This window comes from Dongia sp. agr-C8, assembly GCF_054658695.1.
Map to the genome: position 1 here is coordinate 369,165 of NZ_BAAGHZ010000002.1, position 24,470 is coordinate 393,634.

At 65.3% G+C, this 24,470-nt stretch carries 24 protein-coding genes; 10 read left to right on the forward strand and 14 right to left on the reverse strand.

Annotation, left to right across the window (positions count from 1 at the left end; genetic code table 11):
* The first annotated feature begins 10 nt into the window (after positions 1–10).
* From ACYQ4T_RS09220 to ACYQ4T_RS09230, 3 genes are read left to right on the forward strand one after another with little or no spacing between them, the layout of a single operon-like run.
* Positions 11–817, forward strand: coding sequence for a 2-keto-4-pentenoate hydratase (locus ACYQ4T_RS09220; RefSeq protein ID WP_459852881.1), 807 nt, complete (start codon positions 11–13; stop codon positions 815–817).
* 40 nt (positions 818–857) lie between these two features.
* Positions 858–1,592: an SDR family oxidoreductase gene (locus tag ACYQ4T_RS09225; protein WP_459852883.1), complete on the forward strand. Its 735-nt coding sequence runs from the start codon at positions 858–860 to the stop codon at positions 1,590–1,592.
* 33 nt (positions 1,593–1,625) lie between these two features.
* A complete protein-coding gene (locus ACYQ4T_RS09230) occupies positions 1,626–1,781 on the forward strand; it encodes a hypothetical protein (RefSeq protein ID WP_459852886.1) in 156 nt (51 codons plus the stop codon).
* A 99-nt stretch (positions 1,782–1,880) separates the two neighbouring features.
* On the opposite strand, the gene iolE is transcribed toward ACYQ4T_RS09230, so the two are convergent.
* Entirely contained in the window at positions 1,881–2,783 is a 903-nt protein-coding gene (gene iolE / locus ACYQ4T_RS09235) for a myo-inosose-2 dehydratase (RefSeq protein WP_459852888.1), read from the reverse strand.
* Between the two features lie 207 nt (positions 2,784–2,990).
* Between iolE and ACYQ4T_RS09240 the strand changes: the two genes are divergently transcribed.
* The 4 genes from ACYQ4T_RS09240 (at position 2,991) to ACYQ4T_RS09255 (ending at position 9,029) form a co-directional block, all read left to right on the forward strand.
* A complete protein-coding gene (locus tag ACYQ4T_RS09240; protein WP_459852892.1) occupies positions 2,991–3,803 on the forward strand; it encodes a 5-deoxy-glucuronate isomerase in 813 nt (270 codons plus the stop codon).
* 4 nt (positions 3,804–3,807) lie between these two features.
* Positions 3,808–5,733, forward strand: a complete 1,926-nt coding sequence (locus ACYQ4T_RS09245; protein WP_459852894.1) for a bifunctional 5-dehydro-2-deoxygluconokinase/5-dehydro-2-deoxyphosphogluconate aldolase — start codon at positions 3,808–3,810, stop codon at positions 5,731–5,733.
* 157 nt (positions 5,734–5,890) lie between these two features.
* The gene (iolD, locus tag ACYQ4T_RS09250; protein ID WP_459852897.1) at positions 5,891–7,753 is read left to right on the forward strand and encodes a 3D-(3,5/4)-trihydroxycyclohexane-1,2-dione acylhydrolase (decyclizing); all 1,863 of its coding nucleotides are present in this window, start codon (positions 5,891–5,893) and stop codon (positions 7,751–7,753) included.
* A gap of 142 nt (positions 7,754–7,895) precedes the next feature.
* Positions 7,896–9,029, forward strand: a complete 1,134-nt coding sequence (locus ACYQ4T_RS09255) for a Gfo/Idh/MocA family protein (RefSeq protein WP_459852899.1) — start codon at positions 7,896–7,898, stop codon at positions 9,027–9,029.
* An 8-nt stretch (positions 9,030–9,037) separates the two neighbouring features.
* On the opposite strand, the gene ACYQ4T_RS09260 is transcribed toward ACYQ4T_RS09255, so the two are convergent.
* Both ACYQ4T_RS09260 and ACYQ4T_RS09265 read right to left on the reverse strand, forming a co-directional pair.
* Positions 9,038–9,460 carry a DoxX family protein gene (locus tag ACYQ4T_RS09260; RefSeq protein ID WP_459852902.1) on the reverse strand — a complete coding sequence of 141 codons (423 nt, stop codon included), beginning with the start codon at positions 9,458–9,460 and terminating at the stop codon, positions 9,038–9,040.
* Between the two features lie 73 nt (positions 9,461–9,533).
* Entirely contained in the window at positions 9,534–9,761 is a 228-nt protein-coding gene (locus tag ACYQ4T_RS09265; protein ID WP_459852905.1) for a DUF1127 domain-containing protein, read from the reverse strand.
* Positions 9,762–9,858: 97 nt separating this feature from the next.
* Here ACYQ4T_RS09265 and ACYQ4T_RS09270 point away from each other — a divergent pair, with 97 nt between their 5' ends.
* Positions 9,859–10,743: a LysR family transcriptional regulator gene (locus tag ACYQ4T_RS09270; protein ID WP_459852907.1), complete on the forward strand. Its 885-nt coding sequence runs from the start codon at positions 9,859–9,861 to the stop codon at positions 10,741–10,743.
* Positions 10,744–10,880: 137 nt separating this feature from the next.
* Here the strand turns inward: ACYQ4T_RS09270 and ACYQ4T_RS09275 are convergent, their stop codons facing one another.
* Positions 10,881–11,741 (reverse strand): MurR/RpiR family transcriptional regulator, encoded by an 861-nt coding sequence (locus ACYQ4T_RS09275; RefSeq protein ID WP_459852910.1) that lies wholly within the window; start codon positions 11,739–11,741, stop codon positions 10,881–10,883.
* A gap of 137 nt (positions 11,742–11,878) precedes the next feature.
* Between ACYQ4T_RS09275 and iolG the strand changes: the two genes are divergently transcribed.
* Both iolG and ACYQ4T_RS09285 read left to right on the forward strand, forming a co-directional pair.
* Complete coding sequence (gene iolG, locus ACYQ4T_RS09280) at positions 11,879–12,871, forward strand: inositol 2-dehydrogenase (protein ID WP_459852914.1); 993 nt, start codon at positions 11,879–11,881, stop codon at positions 12,869–12,871.
* Positions 12,872–12,882: 11 nt separating this feature from the next.
* Positions 12,883–13,827, forward strand: a complete 945-nt coding sequence (locus tag ACYQ4T_RS09285; protein ID WP_459852917.1) for a sugar phosphate isomerase/epimerase family protein — start codon at positions 12,883–12,885, stop codon at positions 13,825–13,827.
* Between the two features lie 175 nt (positions 13,828–14,002).
* On the opposite strand, the gene ACYQ4T_RS09290 is transcribed toward ACYQ4T_RS09285, so the two are convergent.
* The 10 genes from ACYQ4T_RS09290 to preA form a co-directional block, all read right to left on the reverse strand.
* A complete protein-coding gene (locus ACYQ4T_RS09290) occupies positions 14,003–14,803 on the reverse strand; it encodes an ATP-binding cassette domain-containing protein (protein ID WP_459852920.1) in 801 nt (266 codons plus the stop codon).
* A 2-nt stretch (positions 14,804–14,805) separates the two neighbouring features.
* Positions 14,806–15,939, reverse strand: a complete 1,134-nt coding sequence (locus ACYQ4T_RS09295) for an ABC transporter permease (RefSeq protein ID WP_459852922.1) — start codon at positions 15,937–15,939, stop codon at positions 14,806–14,808.
* A gap of 71 nt (positions 15,940–16,010) precedes the next feature.
* Positions 16,011–16,967, reverse strand: coding sequence for a sugar ABC transporter substrate-binding protein (locus ACYQ4T_RS09300; RefSeq protein WP_459852925.1), 957 nt, complete (start codon positions 16,965–16,967; stop codon positions 16,011–16,013).
* 374 nt (positions 16,968–17,341) lie between these two features.
* The gene (locus ACYQ4T_RS09305) at positions 17,342–17,467 is read right to left on the reverse strand and encodes a hypothetical protein (RefSeq protein ID WP_459852928.1); all 126 of its coding nucleotides are present in this window, start codon (positions 17,465–17,467) and stop codon (positions 17,342–17,344) included.
* Between the two features lie 293 nt (positions 17,468–17,760).
* Positions 17,761–18,765 (reverse strand): ABC transporter substrate-binding protein, encoded by a 1,005-nt coding sequence (locus ACYQ4T_RS09310; protein ID WP_459852930.1) that lies wholly within the window; start codon positions 18,763–18,765, stop codon positions 17,761–17,763.
* A gap of 17 nt (positions 18,766–18,782) precedes the next feature.
* The gene (locus tag ACYQ4T_RS09315) at positions 18,783–19,892 is read right to left on the reverse strand and encodes an ABC transporter permease (RefSeq protein ID WP_459852932.1); all 1,110 of its coding nucleotides are present in this window, start codon (positions 19,890–19,892) and stop codon (positions 18,783–18,785) included.
* An 8-nt stretch (positions 19,893–19,900) separates the two neighbouring features.
* Positions 19,901–20,812 carry an ABC transporter permease gene (locus tag ACYQ4T_RS09320; protein ID WP_459852935.1) on the reverse strand — a complete coding sequence of 304 codons (912 nt, stop codon included), beginning with the start codon at positions 20,810–20,812 and terminating at the stop codon, positions 19,901–19,903.
* A gap of 148 nt (positions 20,813–20,960) precedes the next feature.
* Positions 20,961–21,743 carry an ABC transporter ATP-binding protein gene (locus ACYQ4T_RS09325; protein WP_459852937.1) on the reverse strand — a complete coding sequence of 261 codons (783 nt, stop codon included), beginning with the start codon at positions 21,741–21,743 and terminating at the stop codon, positions 20,961–20,963.
* A 49-nt stretch (positions 21,744–21,792) separates the two neighbouring features.
* Positions 21,793–22,983 carry a M20 family metallo-hydrolase gene (locus tag ACYQ4T_RS09330; protein WP_459855164.1) on the reverse strand — a complete coding sequence of 397 codons (1,191 nt, stop codon included), beginning with the start codon at positions 22,981–22,983 and terminating at the stop codon, positions 21,793–21,795.
* A 72-nt stretch (positions 22,984–23,055) separates the two neighbouring features.
* Entirely contained in the window at positions 23,056–24,333 is a 1,278-nt protein-coding gene (gene preA, locus ACYQ4T_RS09335) for an NAD-dependent dihydropyrimidine dehydrogenase subunit PreA (protein ID WP_459852939.1), read from the reverse strand.
* Between the last annotated feature and the right edge of the window lie 137 nt (positions 24,334–24,470).

Genomic DNA, 24,470 nt, shown 5'->3' on the forward strand with positions numbered 1-24,470 from the left:
GTGGAACGGCATGGCGGGCAATCCGAGCATCGAGAAGGCGCGCACCGAGGTCACCTCGCTGATGCTGATGGAGGCGCATGACATCGGCGAGCAGTTCGTGCCTTTCGCGCGCGAGCGCGGCATCATCGACGTCGATGCCGCCTATCGCGTGCAGGATTCCTACGCGCGCCGGATCATGGCGGCGGGCAACACCCAGGTCGGGGGCTTCAAGATCGGCCTCACCACCAAGAAGATGCAGGAGATGTGCGGCATCGACCAGCCGGTCTCCGGCTATGTCGCCGCCAGCCGGATCTACCGCGCGCCTGCCACGGTCGATGCGATGGAATACACCCATCTCGGCCTGGAATTCGAGGTCGCGGTGAAGCTCGCCCACGACTTCCCGTTCCGCCCGGTGCCCTATACCCAGGAAGAGGTGAGCCGCGAGATCCAGGTGGCGCCCGGCGTCGAGCTGGTCGATGACCGCAACGCCGATTACGCGACACTCGAAGCGCTCTCGCTGATCGCCGACAATTCCTGGAACGCCGGCATTGTGGTCGGCAACTGGCAGGACCCGCCGGCCGATCTCGCCGGCATCGAGGCCACCATCACCTGCAACGGCCAGCTGGTTGATCGCGGCCATGGCCGCGACGCGCTGGGCCACCCCTTCATCCCCTTGACTTGGCTCGCCAACTTCCGCATGCGCACCGATCGCCCGCTGAAGAAGGGCGACATCGTCCTGACCGGCAGCTTGATCCGCACCCAGTTCCCGAGCGAGGCCTGCAAGTTCCACTACGCGCTCGCCGGATTGGGCGCGGTCGAAGTCGACGTGCAGTTCTGATCCCTACGCACACCCCGCCGGTAACAGCGAGGAAGAAAAAATGGATCTTCACATAAGCGGCAAGCGCGCGCTGGTCACCGGTTCGTCGAAGGGCCTCGGCCGCGCCATCGCGGCCGGGCTCGCGGCGGAAGGCGTCAAGGTCGCGATCGCCTCGCGCAACCCGGACTCGGTCGCGAAGACCGCGGCCGAGCTCAAGGCCGAGGGCTTCACCTGCGACCTCTCGCAACCCGGCGCCGCTGAGAAGCTGGTCAACGAGGTGCAAGCCAGGCTCGGCGGCATCGACATCCTGGTCGCCAATACCGGCGGCCCGCCGCCGACCGTGTTCGACGGCACCAGCGACGCGCAGTGGCGCGCCGCCTTCGAGAACCTGTTCATGAGCACGGTGCAGATGATCCGCCTGGCACTGCCGGGGATGCGGCAGCGCAAGTGGGGCCGCATCATGGTGGTGACCTCGGTCGCCGCCGAAGAGCCGCTCGACGGACTGACCATCTCCAACGCGTTGCGCCCCAGCCTGCATGGATTGTTCAATTCTCTGAGCCGCGAGGTCGGCAAGGACGGGATCACGGTCAACTGCCTGATGCCGGGCTCGACCCTGACCGACCGGCTGAAGGACTTCCCCTACGACCAGGCGGAGATCGACCGCACCATCCCCGCCGGGCGCCTCGGCAAGCCGGAGGATTTCGGCGCGGTCGCGACCTTCCTCGCCTCGGAGCAGGCCGGCTATATCAACGGCCAGGCGCTCGCGGTCGACGGCGGCATGCTGCGTTCGATCTAGGGAACGTGCCGGTAGTGCGGGGGTTCAGCTTTCATGAGCCCGAAAACACCTCGCATCATCCGCCCCGAGGACGAGGATCGTCGCACCGATCGGCGACCGGATTCCGAGGCGAAGAAGGGCGGCGTCGAATCCCTGCCCGACGGCGAGGTCGACGCCGCGCGTGACCTCGAGAAATCCCGCGACGACTGACCCCCATCAAGCCGTCATCGCCGGGCTTGACCCGGCGATCCTCATCCGACGGACAAAGATGCCCGGCTCAAGGCGGGGCATGACCTTTTGGGGGGCGGGTTACGCCGCGACTTGGAATCCGGCCTGGGTCGCGAACTTCTTCAAATTCTCGTAGCCCATCTTGGCATAGGTGAGCGGATGCGCCTTGGCCGGGTCCTGCTCGGCCTCGACCACCAGCCAGCCGGCATAGCCCGCGTCGTGGAAGATCTTCAGGATGGTCAGGAAATCCACCTGGCCGTCGCCCGGCACGGTGAAGATGCCTTCCAGCACCGAGCGCAGGAAGCTCGCATCGGTGGCCCGCGCCTTGTCCAGGATCGGCTTGCGCGAATCCTTGCAATGCACATGCACGACGCGCTTGGCATGGCGCCTGGCCAGCGCGATCGGGTCGCCGCCCGAGAAGGCTGAGTGGCCGCTGTCGAACAGCAGCCCGACCGCCGGGCCGGTATTCTGCATCAACTTGTCCACCTCGCCATCGGTCTCGACCACCGTGCCCATGTGGTGGTGGAAGGCCATGCGCACCCCGAAATCCGCCATCTTCTCGGCGAGCTCGGTCAGCTTCTTGCCGTAGTCCTTCCAGTCGCCGTCCGGCATCTTCGGCCGCTTGGAGATCGGCGTGTCGATGCCGCCATGGTCGCCGCCGCTGGTATCGGCATAGACCACGTACTGGCAGCCGTTCGCTTTCAGCAGCGCGAGATGCGGCAAGGCCTCCTCGAACTCCTTCTTCGGGTCGGCATTCTTGTAGGCGCGGCCGGAATACCAGCCTGAGATGAGGGCAAGGTGATGCTTCGCCAGCACGGCCTTGAGGGCATTCGCCTCGCGCGGGAACTTGCCGCCCATCTCGATCCCGGCATAGCCCGCCTGGTGGGCTTCGGCGAGGCAGGTCTCGAGCGGCGTGTCTCCCCCCAAAGACGGCAGGTCGTCATTGGTCCAAGTGATGGGGTTGATGCCGATTCTGACGCTCATGACCTCTCCTCCGGGCTCCCGTGCGGCGCGTTGATTGGAACGCTCCAATGGGCGTTCTGCCTGTTCTTTATCACAGCCACGCCGGGTTGCTATAGAATTATTTTTCCATTATCGTGAACTTTAGAAAACGCACCCTTCGGCGGCACCCCCGAGCCGGGAAATCAGGCTAAGGTGGCCGAAGCATCGCCATAACCGGAAGAATCCGCCATGACTCTGCACTTGGCCAACAATCGCAACGGCTTCCCCGCCGGCATGACCTGGGTGACCCGCGTCGACGACCCCCAGGACAACACCGGCATCGCCTTCGGCGTCTACCGCATGAAGGCCGGCGAGACCGCCGAGCAGGTGGCGGATGGCGAGACCGCCTGGTTGCTGATGACCGGCTCCGCTTCGCTCTCGGTCGGCAATGTCACCAAGGAATGGACCCGCGGCTCGATCTTCGACGAGAGCCCGAAATGCATCCATGTGCCGAGCGGCACCACGGTCCGCCTGCGTGCCGAGACCGACACCGAGTTCACCGTCTATCGCACGGCGAATGCGAAGAAGTTCGAGCCGAAGTTCTACGACGCCGTCGCCAACGAGCATCGCGGCAAGGGCCAGGTCGGCGACGCCTGCCTCCGCTTCGTGCGCACGATCTTCGACCGCAGCAACTCCGATCCCAATGCCGAACTGGTATTGGGCGAGGTCATCACCATGCCCGGCCGCTGGTCGTCCTATCCGCCGCACCATCATGCGCAGCCGGAGATCTATCACTACCGCTTCACCGAGCCCCAAGGTTATGGCCTCGCCGAGAACGGCCCGCAGGTCTTCCGGGTGAAGCAGTACGACACGGTGAAGATCTTCGACGGCAACGACCATGCGCAGACCGCGGCGCCCGGCTACGGCATGTACTACGCCTGGGTGATCCGGCATCTCCCCGACAATCCCTACGGCATCCCCGACTTCACCGAGGAGCACAAGTGGGTGATGGAGAAGAACGCTCCCTTCTGGTTCCCGGAAGAGCTGAAGGACGGAAAGTAAGCGTATGCCAGCTTCTGAACCAGCCGAGCGCCCACTCGATCTGATCTGCCTCGGGCGCGCCGCGGTCGATCTCTACGCGGAGCAGCTCGGCGCGCGGCTGGAAGACGTCTCCAGCTTCGCCAAGTATATCGGCGGCTGCGCGGCCAACATCGCCGTCGGCACGGCGCGGCAGGGCCTGAAGTCCTCCATGCTGGTGCGCGTCGGCGACGATCATATGGGCCGCTTCGTGCGCGAAACCCTCGCGCGGGAAGGCGTCGACACCGGTCACGTCTCGACCGATCCGTCGCGCCTCACTGCCCTCGTGCTCCTCGGCATCAAGGACCGCGACACCTTCCCGCTGATCTTCTACCGCGAGAATTGCGCGGACATGAATCTCCAAGCGTCGGATTTCGACGCCGGCTACATCGCTTCGGCCAAGGCCTTGCTGGTGACCGGCACGCATTTCTCGACCGAGAACATCAACCAGGTCAGCCACCGCGCGATCCAGCTCGCCAAGCAGGCCGGCACCAAGGTCATCCTGGATATCGACTATCGCCCGGTGCTCTGGGGCCTGACCAGCCGTGGCATGGGCGAGATCCGCTACATCGCCAGCGAGGGAGTCTCGGCGCATCTGCAGAAGATCGTGGCGCATTGCGACCTCATCGTCGGCACCGAGGAAGAGCACTGCATCGCCGGCGGATCCGACGACATCATGGCCGCACTCCGCACCACCCGGTCGATGAGCAAGGCGCAGATCGTGGTGAAGCGCGGCCCCTTGGGCTGCAGCGTGTTCCCGGCCGAGATCGGCACGACGCTCGATGACGGCATCACCGTGAAGGGCGTCACCGTCGAGGTGCTGAACGTGCTCGGCGCCGGCGACGCCTTCATGTCCGGTTATCTCCGCGGCTGGATCAACAATGAGAGCATCGAGCAGGCCTGCACCTATGCCAATGCCTGCGGCGCACTGGTGGTCTCGCGCCATGGCTGCGCCCCGGCGATGCCAAGCCGGATCGAGCTCGACGACTACCTCTCGCGTGCGAATGACGTGAAGCGGCCGGATCTCGACCCACGCCTCAACCACCTGCACCGCGTCACCAACCGCGCCACACAATGGCCGGAGGTCATGGCGCTCGCCTTCGATCACCGCTCGCAATGCGAGGCGCTGGTGAAGGAAGTCGGCCAGCCGTTGAGCAAGATCGGCGAGTTGAAGGAGATCATCGGCCAGGCCGTGCTTTCCGTGGCCAAAGATTTCCCCGGCCGCGCCGGGGTGCTCTGCGACGGCCGCTTCGGCCAGTCGGTGCTGGAGCACATCACCGGCCGTGGCCTCTGGATCGCGCGCCCGGTGGAGCTGCCGGGCTCGCGGCCCTTGCGCTTCGAGGTCGGCCCCAACATCGCGCAGGAGATGCGCGCCTGGCCCGCCGATCACACCGCGAAATGCCTGGTCTTCTATCATCCCGACGACAAGCCGGAGCTGAAGCAGGAACAGCTTTCATACCTGGCTCAGCTCCAGGAAGCCTGCATCGGCACCGGCCACGATCTGCTGGTCGAGGTCATCCCGCCGAAAGCACTGCCGAGCGACGACAACACCCTGCCCCGCGCTTTGGCCGAGATCTACGCGCACGGGATCAAGCCGGATTGGTGGAAGCTGCCGTCGATGAGCGACGAGAGCTGGCGCCGCGTCACCAGCGAGATCAAAGGCCACGATCCCTATTGCCGGGGCGTGGTGCTGCTGGGCCTGGAAGCGCCGGAGGACGAGCTCGCCGCCGCCTTCAAGATCGCGCGCCGCCACCCGATCTGCAAAGGCTTCGCCATCGGCCGCTCGATCTTCATGGCCCCGGCCCGCGACTGGCTTTTGGGCAACTGCGACGCCGAGGCGTTTGCGGCAAGCGTCGCCGACAACTATCGTCGCTTGATCGAAATCTGGCTGTCGCCGCAATCGGCCGCGGCGTGAAGACACACACTCAGCCGTCATCCCGGCGCTAGGCGCCGGGATCCACGCCTTGGCGACTGAAGAAGGAAAGGCGTGGATCCCGGGACCAAGTCCCGGGATGACGCCGAGAAGATGCAACGGTGGTGCGAAGCCACCAAAGGACACGGGTGGAACGACCATGAAGACCATCAGACTGACCATGGCGCAGGCGGTGGTGCGGTATCTGGCCGCGCAGCGCAGCGAGATCGACGGGCCCAACGGACCTCGGGAAGTGCCGCTGGTCGCCGGCACTTTCGCGATCTTCGGCCACGGCAATGTCGCCGGCATGGGCGAAGCGCTGGCCGCCGCGACCGACGTGCTGCCGACCTATCGCGCGCATAACGAGCAGTCGATGGCCCTGGCCGCGATCGCCTATGCCAAGGCGAAGAACCGCAAGCAGTTCATGGCCGCCACCACCTCGATCGGCCCCGGCGCCACCAACATGGTGACCGCTGCCGCCTTGGCCCATGTCGATCGCCTGCCGGTGCTGCTGCTGCCCGGCGACATCTTCGCCAGCCGCTTGCCCGACCCGGTGCTGCAGCAGATCGAGGTGTTCGGCGACCCGACGCTCTCGGTCAACGACACCTTCAAGCCGGTCTCGCGCTTCTGGGACCGCATCATGCGCCCCGAGCAGATTCTCCAGAGCCTGCCCCAGGCGATCCGGGTGCTGACCGACCCGGCCGATTGCGGCCCGGTGACGTTGTGCCTGCCGCAGGACATCCAGGCCGAGGCCTATGACTATCCGGCGGAGTTCTTCGAGACGCGCAGGCACCGCCTGCGCCGTCCGGCACCCGACGCGCGCGAGGTCGCGGATGCCGCCGAGGCGTTGCGCAACGCCAAGCGGCCGATGGTGATCCTCGGCGGCGGCGTGCACTACTCGGAAGCCGTCGCCGAGGCGCGCGCCTTCCTGAGCAAGCACGGTCTCATGGCCGGCGAGAGCCAGGCCGGCAAGGGCGTGCTCAACTGGGACGACCCGCACAACCTGGGCTCGGTCGGCGTCACCGGATCGAGCGCCGCCAACACCTTGGCGAGCGATGCCGACGTGGTGCTGGCGATCGGGACGCGCCTGCAGGATTTCACCACCGGCTCCTGGGCCCTCTTCAAGTCGAAGCCGAAGCTGATCCAGCTCAACGTCGCCGCCTACGACGCCTGGAAGCACAACGCGCTGCCGCTGGTCGGCGACGCGCGTGTGACCCTGCCCTTGCTGAGCGCGGCACTCGGGGACTGGAAGGTGCCGGCCGATCGCGCGGCGCGCGGCACGGCGGAGATCGCGCGCTGGCGCGGTGCGGTCGATGCGGTGACCGCGGCGCCGAAGGGCAACGCCCTGCCCTCCGACGCCCAGGTGCTCGGCGCGGTCAACCGCAAGTCGGCGCCGACCGACGTCGTGGTCAACGCCTCGGGCGGATTGCCGGGCGAGATGCACAAGCTCTGGAAGACCCGCGATCCCAAGGGCTACCACATGGAATACGGCTTCTCCTGCATGGGCTATGAGATCGCCGGTGCCTTGGGCGTGAAGCTGGCCTCGCCGGAGCGGCGCGTCCTCGCCCTGATCGGCGATGGCGGCTACATGATGATGAATTCCGAGATCGCCACCTCGGTGATGATGGGGGCGAAGATCGACATCGTCGTGCTCGACAACGGCGGTTTCGGCTGCATCAACCGCTTGCAGCAGGCCTGCGGCGGCCGGCCGTTCAACAACCTGCTGGTCGATGCGCATCGCAAAATGGATGTGCCGATCGACTTCGCCGCGCATGCCGCCGCGATGGGCGCCATCGCCGAGAAGGTCGGCAGCATCGCCGAGCTGGAAGCGGCGCTCGACAAGGCCAAGACCAGCGACCGCACCCATGTGATCGTGATCGACACCGACCCGATGATCACGACCCAGGAAGGCGGCGCCTGGTGGGAGGTCGCGGTGCCGGAAGTCTCCACGCGCAAGGAGGTCGAAGCCGCCCGCAGGAATTACGAGAAGCAGATGGCGGCGCGCTCGGGGGCCGCTGAATAGATCAGATGCAATCTTCACGCGGCACGCCCTCCTTACCTCCCCCGAAGTCGGGGGAGGAAGACCCAAGCACGGTGCGAACCCCTCCCCCGTCTTCGGGGGAGGTTGGGTGGGGGTGCCACACACTCGATCTCTCGGAGCTGAAATGACCAAGAAGAAACTCGGCATCGGCCTGATCGGTGCCGGCTTCATCGGCCGCGCCCATGCCTTCGGCTATCACACCATGCCGGCGGTCTTCGCCAATGCCGCCGCGCTCCCCGTCCTCAAGGTGATGTGCGACACGCCGGCCGCGCGCGCCGCGCAGGTCGCCGAGGAGCTCGGCTTCCCGCGTTCGACCGACGACTGGCGCAGCCTGGTCAGCGATCCGGAGGTCGACATCGTCGATATCTGCGCGCCCTCGAACCTGCACCGCGAGATCGCGCTGGCGGCCATCGCCGCCGGCAAGCATGTCTATTGCGAGAAGCCGGTCGGCCTCGGCGGCAAGGAGGCGACCGAGATCGCCGCCGCTGCCAAGCAGAAAGCTATCAAGACCCAGGTCGGCTTTTCCTATGCGCGGCATCCGGTGATCGGGCTGGCGAAGAAGCTGATCGACGAAGGAGCGCTCGGCAAGCTCATCCACATGCGCTGGACCTACAACGAAGATTATATGTCCGACCCCGCCGCACCCTTCACCTGGCGCAACGATGCCAAGCTCGGCTCCCGCGCGGGTGCCTTGGGCGATCTCGGCGCGCATGGCCTGGCGATCACCGGCGTGCTGGCGGGCGATATCTCGGCCGTCTGCGCCCGCACCGTCCTTGCCACACCGAAGCGCAAGGACCCAACCACGGGCGAGATGCGACAGGTCGACAACGAAGACGTGACCGACTGCCTGTTCGAATGCAGCAATGGCGTGACGGGGATCTTCAGCACCAGCCGCATCGCTTGCGGCTCGAAGATGCATCTTTCCTTCGAGCTGGTGGGCAGCCAGGGCACGGTCCGCTGGAATGCCGAGCGATACAACGAGCTCGAAGTCTACGACAGCCGCGAGCCGAAGGATCGCCAGGGATTCCGCACCATCTTCGCCAATGCCAGCCACCCGCCCTATGGGAACTTCTGCCCGGCGCCGGGCCACGGCATCGGCTTCAACGACTTCAAGGTGATCGAGATCTACGAGTTCATGGAAGCGATCGCCTCGGGCAAGCCGGTCCTCACCGACATGGAGGCCGGCGCCAAGGTCGGGCGCATCATGGATGCGGTGCTGGATTCCGCCGACAAGCGGGCCTGGGTCTCCGTCGGCTGAACTGAAGGCTACCGCCGGATGCCGAGCGGTCCCGGGCCGAACGCCGTCATGTAGAGCAGACCCGCCGCGAAGGCGAAGTGGTCCACGAAGACGCCGAACTCCATGTGGTTGCCGCCCCAACTCTGCGGCCCGTGGAAGGCGAAAGCGAGAAACAGCAGATAGAGCGCCGCAAGCAAGGCGGCCTCGCGCATCAGGATTCCGGTCAGGAAGGCGACTGCCAGCAGCGCCTCGAAGACCGCGGCGATCCAGGCGAGCGGCATGGCCATCGGGAAGCCGGCATTCGCGATGTAGGTGGCCGTGCCGGCGATGTCGGCGAACTTCGTGCCGCAGGCCATCAGGAAGATCGCGGCCACGATCAGCCGCGCCAGCAGCAGGCCGCCGCGCTGCCAGAAGGGATGTCGCACGATCGCTGAGAGAACCGGGATCGACATGGGCCGGCAGCTTATCCCCCTCCCCTTCGCCGTCAATTGGGTGATTGGGAGGGGGTGTCGATTCGGTGCCGCCCTAGCGGTTGAGGGAGGGTTGCCCCAATCCCAGGCGCGGCGCCGGACGCGGCAGGTCCTCCAGCACTTTCGCGGCCTGCACCTGCTCCGGCGTCAAGCCGATATCCTTGAGCAGATGAGCGTCGAGGCGACGCAAGGCGTGGAGCTGCCGGCTCCGCGATTTTGGCGAGCCGATGCAGGAAAGGCCGAATTCCCGGAGGGCTTCCAGGATCGATGGGTAGCTGAACATGGCGACCGCGCTCCTTTGGGCGGCAGGCATAGGATGCGCCCCGGCTCTTCATAAATGAAGCTTTGGAAAGCTATGCAAAGCATGAGAAAATCTTTGTATGAAGACATTCAATCTTGACCATCTGGAAACCTTTGTCCGGGTCATCGAATCCGGCAGCTTCTCGGCGGCGGCGGAGAAGCTCGGCCTGACCCAGCCGGCGGTCAGCCTGCAGATCCGGCAGCTCGAGAAGAAGCTGGGCACGGTGCTGATCGAGCGCGTCGGCCGCCGCGCGCGCCCGACCGCGGCGGGCAGCGAGCTGCTGGAGCACGCGTCGCGGATCGATGACGCGGTCGCATCGGCGATTGAGTCGGTGGCGCGCCATGCCGCGGACGCGATCGGCCATGTCCGGCTGGGCACCGACAACACCGTCACCATCTTCCTGCTGCCGCCAGTGCTCGGCGCCTTGCGCAGCCGCTATCCCAATCTGCAGATCACGGTCTCGACCGGCAATGCGGCGGATATCGTGAAGGCGGTCGAGGAAAACCGGATCGATCTCGCCTTCGCGACGCTGCCGGTCTCGGGACGCGCCTTGGAAGTGACCGCGGTGATCGATGACCCGATCGTCGCCATCGCACCGCCCGACATGGCCTTGCCGCAGCGGTTGACGGCCGCGAACCTCGCCAGGCTGCCACTGCTGCTGTCGCAACCCGGCTCGGCCAGCCGGCGCATCACCGACCGCTGGTTCGCGCGCGGCGAGGCGACGGTCAATCCGGCGATGTCGCTGGGCAGCGCCGAAGCGATCAAGGCGATGGCCGTCGCGGGCTTGGGCTGCGGAATCCTGCCGGAGATGGCGATCGGCAAGGAGGGCCGGGAAAAGTTCGTGGTCCGCCCGCTTTCTCCGCCGCTGAAGCGCACGATGGGCGTGGTGATCCGCAAGGACAAACGGCTCTCACGCGGGCTGAAGGCGACCTATGACGCGCTGCTGGGGTTGGGGAGGCGGTGACTTGCGCTTACAGGCGTCGGTGTCTCCGCCCCCCACCCCGACCCTCCCCCGATTCGGGGGAGGGAGAAGAAAGAACTCGCTCTAGTCCCCTCCCCCGAATCGGGGGAGGGTTAGGGTGGGGGTGCGAATCTTACGAACTACTTCCCCTGCGGGCTGCGCATCGCCAAGCCCACGGCCAACGTCTGCGCCAGGCAGAGCGAGGCGGTCAGCGAGCGGAAGCCCTGCACCTCGGCGTCCTTGATCTCGAAGAACACGCTGGCGAAGCGTGAGATCGGGCTGACCATGCTGTCGGAGATGACGATCACCGCAGCGCCCCGCCCGGCGGCGCGCTCGACGATCGAGGCGGTCTCGCGCGCGTAGGGCGAGAAGCTGATCGCGATCAGCGCGTCGTCGGACTGGATCGAGCGCACCTGCTCGTCCAGCATGCCCCCCAATCCGTCGAGCAGATGCGTCGGCTTCTCGGAATGCGGCAGCGCATAGGCCAAGTAGGCGGCGACCGGAAAGGAGCGGCGCTGCGCCACGACATAGACCTGGCGCGCCTTCGCCAGCAGGTCGACCGCCTGGCCGAGCTGCTCCGGGGTCAGCACCTCCTGGATATGCTCGAGGGCGACCGCGCTGGCGGCGCAGAAGCGGGCGAGGAAATGGTGCGGCCCGTCCCCTTCCTGCTCGGCGCGGTCGAGCGCCAAGCCGCGCACCCGCTCGGCATAGCTCGGGCTGCGGCTGGCGAGCGGCGCCTGGAACACCCGCTGCATCTCGCGGAAGCCGGAATAGTCGAGCGCCTGGGCAAAGCGGATCAGCGCTGAGGGCGGCACCCCGGCCCGCTCGGCGATCACCACCACGGTCTCCAGCGCGATGTCATTCGGATGGTCGAGCACGAACTTGGCGATCTGCTGCAGCCGATTGCTCAAGCTGTCGTAGCGCTCGGCGATGCGGGCGCGCAGGGCCGCCAGGTTCTCGGCCGCGTCCGGCGCGCTGCTTTTGCTCTTCGGTTTCGCCAACGTGCTTGCTCCCCCTCAAAAATGCATCCGTCCAGAATGGGTCCGGTGATGAAACATGCATTCGGCTTGGTTGCATCATTGGAAAAAATATTGCAAATTCCAAGCTGAATTTTCCAAAAGCTCTGGGACGGAAAAACATGCTCGAAATCGCTCTGATCGGCGCCGGCCGGATCGGCCAGATCCATGGCCGCAACATCGCCGCGCATCCCGGCGCCAAGCTGCGCTGGGTCACCGACGTCAATGCCGATGCCGCCAACAAGCTCGCCTCGGCGCTCGGCGCCCAGAGCGGCACCGACGCGAAGAAGGCGATCGAGGATCCGGCGGTCAAAGCGGTCGCGATCTGCAGCTCGACCGACACCCATGCCGAGATGATCGAGCTGGCGGCCAAGGCCGGCAAGGCGATCTTCTGCGAAAAGCCGATCGATCTTTCGCTGGAACGGGTCGATCAGTGCCTCGCCACCGTGCGCAAGGCCGGCGTCACCATGATGATCGGCTTCAACCGCCGCTTCGATGCCAGCTTCGCGGCGGTGCATGACGGCATCCGCGGCGGCAAGATCGGCAAGCTGGAAACGCTCATCATCACCAGCCGAGATCCCGGCCCGCCGCCGATCGGCTACATCAAGGTCAGCGGCGGCCTGTTCCGCGACATGATGATCCACGACTTCGACATGGCGACCTGGCTCTTGGGGGAGATGCCGACCGAGGTCTATGCCACCGCCTCCAACCTGGTCGATCCGGAGATCGGCAAGGCCGGCGACATCGACACCGCGATGGTGGTCTTGAAGACCAAGAGCGGTTGCATCGCGCAGATCAGCAACAGCCGCCGCGCGGTCTACGGCTACGACCAGCGGATCGAGGCCTTCGGCTCCAAGGGCATGCTGCAGGCCGGCAACCAGGTCGCGAACACGGTGGTGTTCTCCGGCGAGCCCGGCGTCGTCGGCGAGAAGCCGCTGCACTTCTTCCTGGAGCGCTACGACGCCGCCTATCGGGTCGAGCTGCAACACTTCATCGACTGCGTGCTCGGCAAAGCCAAGCCCGCCACCAGCATCGAGGACGGCCGCAACGCCTTGGCGCTCGCGGAAGCGGCGGTGCAGTCACTGAAGACCGGCGCGCCGGTGAAGGTCGGCTAACGGAGCCCGCGATGAAGATCGGCATGATCACCGACAGCCTCGGCAACCTCTCCTTCGACAAGATGCTGAAGGCCAGTGCCGAGCTGAAGCTCGAGACCCTTGAGTTCGCCTGCGGCAACTGGTCGAGCGCGCCGCATATCAAGCTCGACCAGATGCTGGAGAGCGAGAACGCGCGCAAGGAGTTCAAGGCCAAGATCAAGGACCACGGCTTGGAGATCGCGGCGCTCAATTGTTCGGGTAACCAGCTGGCGCCGGGCGACTACGGCAAGCGGCACGACGAGGTCGTGCGCAAGACCTTCAAGCTCGCCAAGCTGATGGGCATCCATCGCGTGGTGATGATGTCGGGACTCCCGGGCGGCCCCGGCGATGCCAATCCCAACTGGATCGTCACCGCCTGGCCGCCGGAAGCGACCAAGGCCTTGAACTGGCAATGGGACAAGGTCGCGATCCCCTATTGGAAGAAGCTCGCGAAGCTGGGCAAGGATTGCGGCATCGACCAGATCTGCATCGAGATCCATGGCGGCCAGCTGGTCTATAACACCGAGACCATGGCGAAGCTCAGGGATGCCGCCGGCGACAATGTCGGCGCCAACTACGATCCCAGCCACATGATGTGGATGGGCGGCGAGCCCTTGACCGGGATTCGCAAGCTCGGCGAGGCGATCTTCTACGTCCATGCCAAGGACACCCGGATCGACCGGCAGAACGCCGATCCGAATACGCTGCTCGAGACCAAGACCAACGACCGCGTCGCCGACCGCTCCTGGAACTACGTGACCTTGGGCTACGGGCATAACGAGAGCTGGTGGCGCGACTTCATCGCCCTCCTCGCCCAGGTCGGCTACAACGACGTGCTTTCGATCGAGCACGAGGACAATGCGATGTCGCCGATGGAGGGCATGCGCCGTTCGGTCGAGCTGCTGGAACGCGTCATCATCCGCGACGTGATGCATTGAGAACGGCGAAGCCCAGTTGGATAGACCCGTCGCCCCCACCCTGTCCCTCTCCCGCAAGGGGAGAGGGGACGCTGTGGTACCAGCCTTTTGAAACTGTCACGCCGTGCAGCGAAACGAGGCCCCCTCTCCCCCTGCGGGAGAGGGCTGGGGTGAGGGATCGAAGGCCTTTTCCGGTCTAGATCGTGCCTTCCAACTCAGCCAGGTCCTGCAGTTCCTTGTCGCCGGCCATCATCGTCTGCAGTGCGTCGAGGGTAATCTCGGACTTGGCGAAGGTGCCCATGGTCTTGCCGCGGTTCAGGATGGTGAAACGGTCGCCGACCGCGTAGGCGTGGCGGACGTTGTGGGTGATGAAGATCACCCCGAGCCCACGCGCCCGCACCTGGCGGACGTATTTCAGCACCATCGAGGTCTGCGCCACACCCAAGGCCGAGGTCGGCTCGTCGAGGATCAGCACCTTGGCGCCGAAATAGACCGCCCTGGCGATCGCCACGCATTGCCGCTCGCCGCCGGACAAGGTGCCCACGGCTTGCTGCGGATCGCGGATGTCGATGCCGATCTTCTTCATCTCCTCGCGGGTGACGGCGTCGGCGTGCTTCATGTCGATGAAGGCGAACGGGCCTTTGCGCTTCGCCGGCTCCCGGCCCATGAAGAAGTTCCGGGTGATCGACAGCAGCGGGATCATGGCGAGGTCCTGGAACACGGTCGCGACACCGCGGTCCAGCGCGTCGCGCGGCGTGGTGAAATTCACCGGCCGGCCCTCGATCCGGATCTCGCCCTCGGAGGGCTGATAGACCCCCGACAGCGTCTTGATCAGGGTCGACTTTCCGGCGCCGTTGTCGCCCAGCAGGCAATGCACCTCGCGGGCATTCACCGTCATCGAGACGCCGGTCAGCGCCACCACCGGGCCGAAGAACTTGGTGACGTCCTTGATCTCAATGAGCGGCTGGCTGGGCAAGCTCTGTTCAGCAGCGGCCATCACTAGCGCTCCCCCGTCACGCGGCGACGGATCATGTTGTTGAACAGCACCGCCGTCAGCAGCATGGCGCCGAGGAAGACGCGGAACCAGTCGTTGGGCACGCCGGTGAAGAGAATGCCCATCTGCACCACGCCGAAGATGAGGGCGCCGAAGCAGGCGCCGACGATCGAGCCGTAGCCGCCGGTCAAGAGGCAGCCGCCGATGACCGCGGCAATGATCGCCTCGAATTCCTTCAGCAAGCCGCGGTCCGAGGCGGCGGAGCCGAACTCGAAGACCTGGCTGGTGGCATAGACCGCGGCACAGAAGGCGGTGAACATGAAGAGCGAGATCTTCACGCGGTTCACGGGGACGCCGACATTGCGCGCGGCGTTGGAATCGCCGCCGGCGGCGAAGATCCAGTTGCCGACCCGGGTCCGGGTGAGGACGATATGCGCGACCAGCGCCAGCCCCAGGGCCCAGAGGATGACCGCCGGCACGCCCTGCACGGCCGGCGAGCCGTCGGCCAGCTGGTCGATCACGCCGACCTGGGAGAACCACACGAACAGCGGGCGGAAGGCGATGCCGGAGAACAAGGCCGGGATGATGCTGTCGCCCGCCGCCTCTTTGACGCCGGAGACGATGGTGCGATTGGAGAACACGATCGACAGCGCGATGGTGAGGCCGCGCAGGATGTAGAGCGAGGCCAGGGTGACGATGAAGGACGGCAGTCTTGTCCTGACCGTAATCCAGCCGTTCAGGAAGCCGACGGCGAGGGCGCCGGCGAAAGCGAAGGCGGTGCTGGCCAGCGCCGACCAGCCGAAATAGACCATCGGGATCGCAACCATCATGCCGGCGAAGCCGATCATCGAGCCGACCGAGAGGTCGAACTCGCCGCCGATCATCAGCAGCGCGGCTGCGCAGGCGATCAGGATCAGCTGGGCGCTGACCGTGGTCCAGTTGAGGATGCCGTCGGCGCCGAACATGCCGGTGCCGCCGGCGGTGAAGCCGAAGAAGATGAAGACCAGCACCACGCCGGCCAGGGCGCCGAACTCCGGATGCTGCAGGAACTTGCGCCAGCGCGCCTGGCTCTTCAGCCGCTCGTCGCGCGCCTTCTGCAGGATGCGCTCGGCCTGCGCCGCGTGGTCGGAGGTCGTCATCTCGGTCTCCTGAACTGGAGCGGGCGCCTGTTGCAGGCGCCCGCCCCTTCTCAGCCGTTGTTGTCAGAGGTTCAGCGGTATTCGCCGGCGTATTTCTCGACCAGGGCGATGTTGGACTTGGTCACGAAGCCCGGGCCGGTGTTGACGTTGTTGGCCGGGATGATGCCGAGCCGCACATACTTCACCAGGAAGGCGACGCTGAGATAGCCCTGCAGGTAGGGCTGCTGGTCGATCGCGGATTCGACCACGCCGTCCTTGATCGCCTTCGAGATGTCGCTGTCGAGGTCGAAGGTGATGAAGCTCTTGTACTTCGACGCCGACTTGGTGTCGTTGAGGAGCTTGATCACCGGATCGGCCGAGTTGGGCCCCAGGGTCAGGATGCCGTCGGTGTCCGGATGCGCGGTGAGATAGGCCTTCACCCGGTTATAGACGTCGGTCGGGTCCATGCCGGAATCGATCATCTGGTCGCCGAGCTTCACGCCGAGACCGTCGGCATAGCCCTGGCAGCGCTCCACCGAGGCGTTGTTGGTGATGTAGTGGTTGACGCAGAGGAACTTGGTGACGCCCGCCTTTTTTGCGCGCTCGCCCGCACCCTTGCCGGCGTCGTATTCCGGCTGGCCGATATGCATCAGCGCGCCGATCTCCTTCGATTCCGCCGCGGTGCCGGAATTGACGGTGATGACCGGAATGCCCTTGGCCATCGCCGCCTGCAGCGGGCCCTTGAGCACGCCGATATCGGCGATGGTGGCGATGATGCCGGCCGGCTTGGTCGCCGTCGCCTGCTCGATGATCCGCGCCATGTCGGCGAGGTCGCCGGTCGGCGGGTTGCGATACTCGACCTTCACGCCGAAATCCTTCTCGGCGTCTTTCAGCGCGTTCTTGATCACGTTCCACCAGGAATCGGAATCCGGCGCGTGGCTGACGAAGACGAAGCGCTCGCCGTCGGCCTGCGCGACCGCCGCGCCGCCGAGCATCGGGATCGCCAAGGCGGCGCCCAAAAACAGTCTGCGTACAATTCCAGTGTTCATTCTGTCCTCCCTCGTTGCCGCCGGCCTTTAGCCCCTTGAAACGGGTTCTCAGGGCCGGCGTTTGGCCGTCCTGGCCGATCTCTGCGCCGCCCCGGCCCCTGCCGGAGATGGCTCCCCGATCAAGGCCTTGGCGGCAAGGCCCTGCCCTGTCCGGCATGGCCTCATTTTACCTCAACAGAATACGAGTTTCAGAATAGGGCTGCAATCGGAATATTTATTCCATTCCCGCCCAAGGGGGTTGCGGGCGCGGGTTTCCGGGCGAAAGCCAGGACTCAGAAAGCTTGCGGCGGGACGGCAGGGCGGAAAAGAAAACGCCGCTGACCCGCGTATCAACGTGGGTCAGCGGCGTATTCCGGACGCCGGGTTGACGACGATCAGGCGTGGGCCGGGCAGCGCGCGAGGCGCAGTTCGGCCGCACGCAGGCTCTCGAGATCATCGGCCAGCAGGCTGGACGAGAGCCACATGATCGCGAACACCGCGGCGAGAAAAATCGGCTCCATGATTCGTCTCCAGTCGAAGCGGCCGACTTTGGGTCGGCTGATGCCGTCACTTTCCTTCATATGGGTTGCTGAAGATTTAAAATCAGCATGCGGCTCTGCGACCGATCGCCGCTTAACTTCACCTTAACCGTCATCGCCGGGCTCAGTCCGCGAATGCGGACATTCGTCCGCGGGGCCGGCGATCTTGCGCCGACGACGAGAGATGCGCGGATCAAGTCCGCGCATGACGTCTCAAATACAACGGAAAAGCCCCGGCCGAAGCGCTCGGCCGGGGCTGAAGGCAACGCCGCCGCTTACTTCGCGGCGTCGATCACGTCGTGAGTCCAGGCCCCTTCCGGCGCCTTGGTGATGACCGGATCGGAGCCGCCGGACATCAGGGTGTTCACCGTGCGCTCGTAAGCGGCTTCGTCGAGATAGCCGGTGCCCTTCGGGTTCTCGCCGACCAGCTTGGCGATTTCCTGCATCATGGTCTTCTGATGGCCTTCGGTCTGCGCGCCGGTCTCGTCGTTGTCGAGCACGATCTTCACCGCCTCGTCCTGGTGCGCGACCGCGTATTCCCAGCCCTTCATCGAGGCCTTCAGGAACTTCGCCAGCGCCGCGACCTTGGCCTTGTCCTTCAAGGTGGCGTCGAGGGTGTAGAGACCGTCCTCGAGGGTCGCCACGCCTTCGTCCTCATACTTGAAGGTGACCAGGTCGTCGGCCTTCAGCTGGCCGCTTTCGATGATCTGCCAATACTCGTTGTAGGTCATGGTCGAGATGCAGTCCGCCTGCTTCTGCAGGATCGGATCGACGTTGAAGCCCTGCTTCAGCACCTTGACCCCGCCGGCGCTGCCGTCGGTCTTGAGACCCAGCTTGTTCATCCAGTTCAGGAACGGATACTCGTTGCCGCCGAACCAGACGCCCAAGGTCTTATCCTTGAAATCGGCGGGCGACTTGATGCCGCTGTCTTTGCGGCAGGTCAGCATCAGGCCCGACTTCTGGAACACCTGGGCGATGTTGACCAGCGGCACGCCCTTTTCGCGCGTCGCCAGGGCCGAGGGCATCCAGTCCACCACCACGTCGGCGCCGCCGCCGGCGATCACCTGGCTGGGATTTACGTCCGGGCCGCCGGCCTTGATCGTGACGTTGAGGCCCTCGTCCTTGTAGAAGCCCTTTTCCTGGGCGACGTAGTAGCCGGCGAACTGCGCCTGGGTGACCCACTTTAACTGCAGGGTCAGGTCCTCGGCGTTCGCCGCGGTGGCGGCCATGCAGAGCGCGATCGCGGTGGCTGCTGCACCGAATGTCATGCTGAATTTCATTATGCCTCTCCTGTTTCTCAGTTTTGTGCCCGATAGGAAGGATGCCAGAAGGTGAACGCGCGCTCCAGGAGCGCGAGGATGCCGTAGAACGCCGATCCGGCTACCGCGGCGACGGCAATGGTGGCCCAGACGACATCGAGACCCATCCGGGCGTTCTCGATGTTGATGCGAAACCCCATGCCCGCGGTCGGCGAGCCGAAGAACTCGGCCACGATGGCGCCGATTAACGCCAGCGTCGAGTTGATCTTCAGGGCATTGAAGATGAAAGGCAGCGCCATCGGCAGGCGCAGCTTCAGCAAGGTCTCGCCGTAGCTGGCACCGTAGGAGCGCATCAGGTCGAGTGACATCCGGTCGGCGGATTGGAGCCCGGCCAGCGCGTTCACCAGCATCGGGAAGAAGATCATCAGCACGACCACCGCCGACTTCGACTCCCAGCCAAAGCCGAACCACATGACCATGATCGGCGCGATGCCGATGATCGGCACCGCGCTGGCGAAGTTGCCGAGCGGCAGCAGCCCGCGCTGCAGGAAGGGATAGCGGTCCGCGAGCAGTGCCGTGAGGAACCCGACCGCGTTGCCGATGACGAAGCCAGCGAGCACGGATTTCAGGAAGGTCTGCGCGAAATCGTCCCACAGCATCGCGGTGCCCTCGGCAATGGCCGTGGCGATCGCGGTCGGCGCCGGCAGCAGCACCTTCGGCACGGCGAAGCCGATCACCACCGCCTGCCACACGTAGACCAGCAGGAGGCCGAAGATCAGCGGGATCGCGATGTCGCGCCAGCGGTTGCGCTTCATCGCGGCGAGCTCGGCCATGACCGTCCACGCGAAAAGCAGAAGGCCGATCAGCGCCAGCCAGAAGCCGCTGGCGGAGAGCCCCATCTGGAACTCGGCGGTCGGCAGCATGATCAGCGCCGCGGCCCCGACGACCAGCGCGACTAGGCGCAAGCTGACCCAGGGCGCCACCGCCAGGCCACCCAGCCCGATCAGCATGGTGGTCAGGGATTGCGGAAAGGAGCTCCAGAAGATCACGTCGTCGTCATAGGTGCCGAGCGGCATCCAGAAGCTGAAGATGATGCAGAGCGACGCGATGAAGCGGAGCGGCAGATAGGTGGCGAAGCGGCTCTTCATGCCGGGATTCATCGCTGGGCCCCCATCCGCTTCAGGGTCAGACGCTCGATGCCGCCCATGGCATAGACCATGATGCTGCCGAGAATCGCCGCCATCAGCAAAGCCGACCAGATCTGCACGGTCTGGCCATAATAGGAGCCCGAGAGCAGCCGCGCGCCGAGGCCGCCCGAGGCACCGGTCGGCAGCTCGCCGACGATGGTGCCGACGAGGCTGATCGCAATCGCCACCTTCATGCTGGCGAACAGGAAGGGGATCGAGGCCGGCAGCCGCAGCTTCCAGAACACCTGCCACGGGCTGGCGCTGTAGGTTCGCATGAGATCCAGCTGCAGCGGGTCCGGCGAGCGCAACCCCTTCACCATGCCGATGGTGACCGGGAAGAAGCAGAGATACATGGCGATGATCGCCTTCGGCACCAGGCCGACCATACCGATCGAGCCCAGGATCACGATGATCATCGGCGCGATCGCCAGGATCGGCACGGTCTGCGAGGCGATGATCCAGGGCATCAGGCTGCGGTCGAGCGTCTTCACATGCACGATCCCGGCCGCGAGGAGCATGCCGAGGATTGCGCCGAAAGCGAAGCCGAGCATGGTCGCCGAAGCAGTGATCCAGGCGTGATAGACCAGCGATCGCTTGGAGGTCGGCGCGGTCTCGAAGGTGGTCTTCCAAAACTCGGCGATCACCTGGTGCGGCGAAGGCAGGACCGGCCGTTCCATCGACCAGGTTGCGCCGACGATCTCGCTGGTCGTGCCGGTCTGGTTGTTGTTGGCCATCATGGCCGTGACCTGCGGCCAGTTGAGCAGCACGGCCAGCAGGTACCAGACCACGATCAGCGCGGCGACGATGGTCACAACCGGCATGACGCGCCCGCGCGGGGAAACCAGCCCACCGAGGCCGCCGGGCATCGCGACGTCAGTCATGACACAGAGCCTTCACGCGGCCCCCTCACCCCAACCCCTCTCCCACGAGGGGAGAGGGGCTTTGAACCGAGCGATTGCCACAGCGTCCCCTCTCCCCTTGTGGGAGAGGGACAGGGTGAGGGGTGGCCCCGCAAAGACTCTCTCCCGCCTAATCATACGAATGCCCGGCCTTCAGGCCTTCGCGAACGCGGTGCGCCAGCGCAATGGCTTCCGGGGATTCGCGGGTCTCGATGCTGCGCTCGGGCGGCAGGGTGCTGTCGATTACGTCGATGATGCGGCCGGGCCTTGCGCTCATCACAACGATGCGGGTCGAGAGCAGGACCGCCTCGTCGATCGAATGGGTCACGAAAATCACGGTCTTCTGGGTCTTGCGCCAGATCGAGAGCAATTCCTCGTTCATCCGGTCCCGGGTGATCTCGTCCAGCGCGCCGAACGGCTCGTCCATCAGCAGGATGGCGGGATCGAAGCTCAAGGCCCGCGCGATCGAGACCCGCTGCTGCATGCCGCCGGAAAGCTGCCAGGGGAACTTCTTCTCAAAGCCCGCGAGCCCCACCAGGTCGAGATAGCGCCTGGCCTTCTCCTCGCGTTCTTCCTTCGACAGGCCGAAGATCTCATGCGGCAGGGTCACGTTGCCCAGTACGCTGCGCCAGGGATAGAGCGCCGGCGCCTGGAACACATAGCCATAGGCGCGCTTCCGCCGGGCTTCCTGCGGGGTCATGCCGTTGACCAGGGCGACGCCGCCGGTCGGCTGCTCGAGATCGGCGACGATCCGCATCAGGGTTGTCTTGCCGCAGCCGGAGGGGCCGATCAGCGACACGAACTCGCCGGAACGGACCTGCAGGTCGATGTCGCTCAGCGCCTGGACCGGCGCGTCCGCGGTCTGAAACGTCAGGCTGAGATTGCGGATGTCGATGACGACGTCGCCGGCCACGGAATTCCCCACTGGATCGCCGGCACTTGCAGCCAGCCGTGCGTCGCCGTCAGACGGCATTCGCGCGTTCCACTATGGCACGAAGCAGCACGTCGCAACCAGCGGCACAGTCGCCCTTGGTGGCGTTCTCGATCTCGTTATGGCTGATCCCGTCCTCGCAGGGGATGAAGACCATGGCGGTCGGCGCCACCCTGCTCAAATAACAGGCATCGTGCCCCGCCCCGCTGATGATCGGCATGGCATCGAAGCCGAGCTCCTCGGCCCCCTTCTTCACCGCGGCCACGCAGTTCGCATCGAACTTCACCGGCGGCGAATACCAGATCTCCTTGAAGTCCATGGTGAGGCCATGCTGCTGGCAGGCCTCCTCCGCGGCAGCCTTCACCTCGGCCGCCATCTTGGAGAGCACCGAGTCTTCCGGATGACGCAGATCAACCGTGAAGAAGACGCTGCCCGGGATGGTGTTCCGCGAGTTCGGGCTGTTGGTGATCATGCCCACGGTGGCGCAGGCGAAGGGCTGGTTCGCGTGGCCGATCTTGTTGACGGCGGTGATCACATGCGCGGCGCCAACGAGCGCGTCCTTGCGCACCTTCATCGGCGTTGGGCCGGCATGGGCCTCCTGGCCGGTCATGACGACTTCGAACCAGCGCTGACCCTGCGCGCCTTGCACGATACCGATGGTCTTCTTCTCGTTCTCCAAGATCGGGCCCTGCTCGATATGCGCCTCGAAGAAGGCATGGACCGGACGCTTGCCGACCTCCTCCGGGCCGGCATAGCCGATCCGCTGCAGCTCCTCGCCCATGGTCTTGCCGCTGGGATCGGCACGGCTGAGCCCGTATTCCAGGTCGAACACGCCGGCGAAGACGCCGGAGGCGACCATGGCCGGTGCGAAGCGCGAGCCTTCCTCGTTGGTCCAGACCGCGACCTCGACCGGGCGGTTGGTCTCATATTTGAGATCGTTCAGGGAGCGAATGACTTCCAGGCCCGAGAGCACGCCGTAGATGCCGTCGAACTTGCCGCCGGTGGGCTGGGAGTCGATATGGCTGCCGGTGATGACCGGGGCGAGGCTGTCGTCCTTGCCGGCCCGTCTTGCGAAGATGTTGCCCATCTTGTCGATCTTGATCGTGCAGCCGGCGTCCCGACACCATTGGATGAAGAGGTCGCGCGCCTGGCGGTCGAGGTCGGTCAGCGCCAGGCGACAGACCCCGCCCTTGGCCGTCGCGCCGATCTTGGCCATCTCCATCAGGCTGTCCCACAGCCGGTCGCCGTTCACCTTGAGATTGGTCGCCACCTGTCGCTCCTGCTTTGATTCTTCTTATTCCGCCGCTTTCTTAGCATGCGGATTGCGCGGGTCCTGAGTCCAATTGAGGTAAGGCTTCCCGGTATCGACCGAGACCATGCTGATCGTGTCCGGCACCGGGCAGACATGCTGGCAGAGATTGCAGCCCACGCATTCCTCGGTGATGACCTCGTAGCGGCGCTGGCCATCCACCCGGAGGGCCGCGATCGACTGGTGCGAGGTGTCCTCGCAGGCGATGTGGCAGAGGCCGCATTTGATGCAGCTGTCCTGGTTGATGACCGCGACCGACTTGTAGTTGATGTTGAGATACTGCCAGTCGGTCACGTTCGGCACGGCCTTGCCGCGGAAGTCGTCGATCGTCCGGTAGCCTTTGGAATCCATCCAGTTGGAGAGGCCGGTGATCATGTCATCGACGATGCGGAAGCCGTGATGCATGGCGGCGGTGCAGACCTGCACCGTGCCGGCGGAGAGCGCGATGAACTCCGCCGCGTCGCGCCAGTTGCCGATGCCGCCGATCGCCGAGATCGGGATGCCGAAGGTATCCGGATCGCGGGCGATATCGGCCGTCATATGCATGGCGATCGGTTTCACCGCCGGGCCGCAATAGCCGCCATGCGTCCCCTTCCCGTCCACCATCGGCATCGGCGCGAAATGGTCGAGATCGATGCCGCAGATCGAGTTGATGGTGTTGATCAGCGAGACCGCATCCGCCCCGCCCTTCTTCGCCGCCCGCGCAGGCTTGCGCACGTCGGTAACGTTGGGGGTCAGCTTGACGATGACCGGCATCCGCGTGTGCTGCTTGCACCAGCGGGCGACCATCTCGACGTATTCCGGCACCTGGCCGACCGCCGAGCCCATGCCGCGCTCCGACATCCCGTGCGGGCAGCCGAAATTGAGCTCGATCCCATCCGCCTCGGTTTCCTCGACGCGGGCGAGGATGTTCTTCCAGCTCATCTCCTCGCAGGGCACCATCAGCGAGACGATGAGGGCGCGGTCCGGCCAGTCCTTCTTCACCTGCTTGATCTCGCGCAGGTTCACGTCGAGCGGCCGGTCGGTGATCAGCTCGATGTTGTTGAAGCCGACGATCCGGTCGTCGTTGATGTGCAAGGCGCCGTAGCGCGAAGACACGTTCACCACCGGCGGATCTTCGCCCAGCGTCTTCCAGACGACACCGCCCCAGCCCGCCTTGAAGGCGCGGACCACGTTGTATTCCTTGTCCGTCGGCGGCGCCGAGGCCAGCCAGAACGGGTTCGGCGACTTGATGCCGACGAAGTTGGTGCTGAGATCAGCCATGTGGAGTCCTCCTTTGAGAGACCCGTCGCCCCCTCACCCCGCCCTCTCCCGCAAGGGGAGAGGGGGTTTCTTTTCGCTGCTGACCGAGACGGTCTCGATCCATTGCGCGCGGAGCGCGGAGAAGGTTCCCCTCTCCC